Below are 2,212 nucleotides of genomic sequence, written 5' to 3'. Positions count from 1 at the left end.
CGGGCGCGACCCTGCTGGCGCTCCCTGCCGCCCTCACCGTGCTCTACGGCCCGCGCGCCGGGCTGACTCTCGTGCTGGGCCTGCTCGCCGGGCAGCTCTGGAGCGCGGCAGCGGAGAGAACCAGGAGCCTCGCCCCGCTCTTTGCCTTGGGAGTCGGCACCCTACTGGCGCAGCTTCTGGGCCACCTCGCCCCGCTGGCCGATAAGACCCGTCTCGTTCGCTTAGAGATTGTCGCGGGAATCGGGCTGGCCTGGCTTGTCGCAGCGGGAGTCGGTTACCTGATCGAGAGGAAACGAACATGAGCCGCCTTCTTGCTCCCTTCGCCGCCGTGCTGCTCATCCTGCTCGGCTTTGGCTACCTGTTTACGCAGAGCGAGCCCGTCGGCGGCGTCGAAGGCACGGTGACTTTTGCCCGCAGTGGGAAGCCGCTCGGCGACACACGAATGACCCTGAGCTCCGACAGCGAAAACCGACGCTGGCACACACGTACCAATAGCCAGGGGCATTTTGTTTTCCGCCATATTCCCGTCGGCAAGTACACGTTGCGCGATGGTGCGCTGCATCATAGCGCGGGTTCCTACAAAACCTTTCCCGTTGTCGAGGCCAAGATCACTCAGGAAAACATCAGCCTGAAGCCAAACGGCGCGATACTGGAGCTGGCCTACACGCAGCAGCGCACCTACGGAACCAAGGAAACCCCCACCCTCGCGCTCACGGGAATCGGTAGCGCAGGAGAGAAAATCGCCGTCACGCTGTTTCGGGCACGGCTCGCGGATGTTCTGATGAAACCCGAGCGCGCGACGGCGCTGGGGCGACTGGGCAACCGCTGGGGCGACGACGTGGGCAAGCTGCCACCCGCACTGGCTCCGCTCTGCCAGACGCCTCTCACAGAGAGTGCGGAAGCGATCGCCCGCGTGGACAGCGAAGGCTTTTACTCGATGCGCCTGCCGCTCCGGGGGCTTAAAAACCAGCCAGGGCTCTACTTCGCTCGCCTTATCCACGAGAAACAAACAGTCTGGACCTGGGTGCATCTCACCGACACCGCGCTCATCACGCAGATCTCGCCCGCCGATAAGCGCCTGCTCGCCTTTGTGGTGGACATCGAGCGCGGCACGCCCCGCCCCGGTGCGCTTGTTCAGCACTTTAGGGGCGGCAGTGTGCAGGCACAGGGCAAGACCGATGCCCATGGCCTGGTAACTCTTTCGGCTTCTGAGGGGAGCGGCACCGCGACACTGGCGAGTGTCGGCAACGACGAAACCATGGTCTATGCCCAAGACGGCTACGAGGAAGATAGCCGGAGCCTGGTGGCGCACACCATCACGGATCGGCCTCTCTACCGCCCCGGTCAGACCATCCACTACAAGACCATCCTGCGCCGCCCCGTGTCCGGGAGTGCCTCGACCTACGGGTTACTTAGGGGGGAAGTGGCACAGCTCACGATCACCGATCCGGCGGGGCTGGAGCTGCTCAAGGAGACAAAGACAATCAGTGCCAGCGGCGCGATAGCCGGGGAGTTCTCTGTCAATCCTGAGGGACAGATGGGCTTCTACGACATTGAGGTGAAGGTCGGCGCACAAAAACGCAGCCACAGTGTCGAGATTGCCTCGTACCGCAAGCCTGAGTTCTCGGTAAGCGTCACCCCGAAGCGGACACGTATCCTGCGCAACACCTTGCTGGATGCCACCATTGCCGCGACGTATTACTTTGGCGCGCCCGTCGCCAATGCAAAAGTGCGCTGGAGCCTCACCCGCGAGACCGACTGGTCGTCGGACTACGACAACACGGGCTGGCCGAGCAGGGAGGAGGATCTGGCGGGCGAGGACTACGGCTCGGGGAGCTTAGTCGCCGACGGTGAAGGAAGGCTAGATGGCACGGGTCGCCTGACTCTCTCCTTGCCCACGGAGCCCGAAAAAGACGCCAAGAAACTGCCCACGGCCCAGACGGAGCGCTACAAGCTCACGGCCTTTGTGGTGGATAACGCGGAGCGTGAGGTGGAGCAGAGCGCCGAGGTAAGTGTGACAGCGGCTAACGTGAAGATCTCGCTCACCCCCGAGGGCTATCTCGCACGGGTCGGACAGCCCACACGGCTCTTTGTGACGGTGCGCGACCACGACGGCAAGCCGCTCGCGAGTTCGCCGGTGAGCCTGCGTGTCGAGCGGGCCGACAAAAAAGGCCCGGTAACCGTCCTGCCTGCGCAGCAAGCAACCACCGGC

General features: G+C 63.8%; 2 protein-coding genes. Both read left to right on the top strand.

Annotated features, from left to right (window positions below; genetic code table 11):
• Positions 1-302 (top strand): hypothetical protein (locus ACH2EH_RS03715; RefSeq protein ID WP_395139093.1); only part of this gene is annotated, 302 nt, incomplete at its 5' end.
• Positions 299-2,212, top strand: a 1,914-nt coding sequence (locus tag ACH2EH_RS03710; RefSeq protein WP_395139091.1) for an MG2 domain-containing protein, incomplete at its 3' end; no start/stop codon positions are given. The genes ACH2EH_RS03715 and ACH2EH_RS03710, both read left to right, overlap by 4 nt.

This window comes from Armatimonas sp. (assembly GCF_043760365.1).
Lineage (GTDB): Bacteria > Armatimonadota > Armatimonadia > Armatimonadales > Armatimonadaceae > Armatimonas.
Note: the sequence above shows the minus strand (reverse complement) of the source record. Positions and strands in the feature narration are given on the sequence as shown.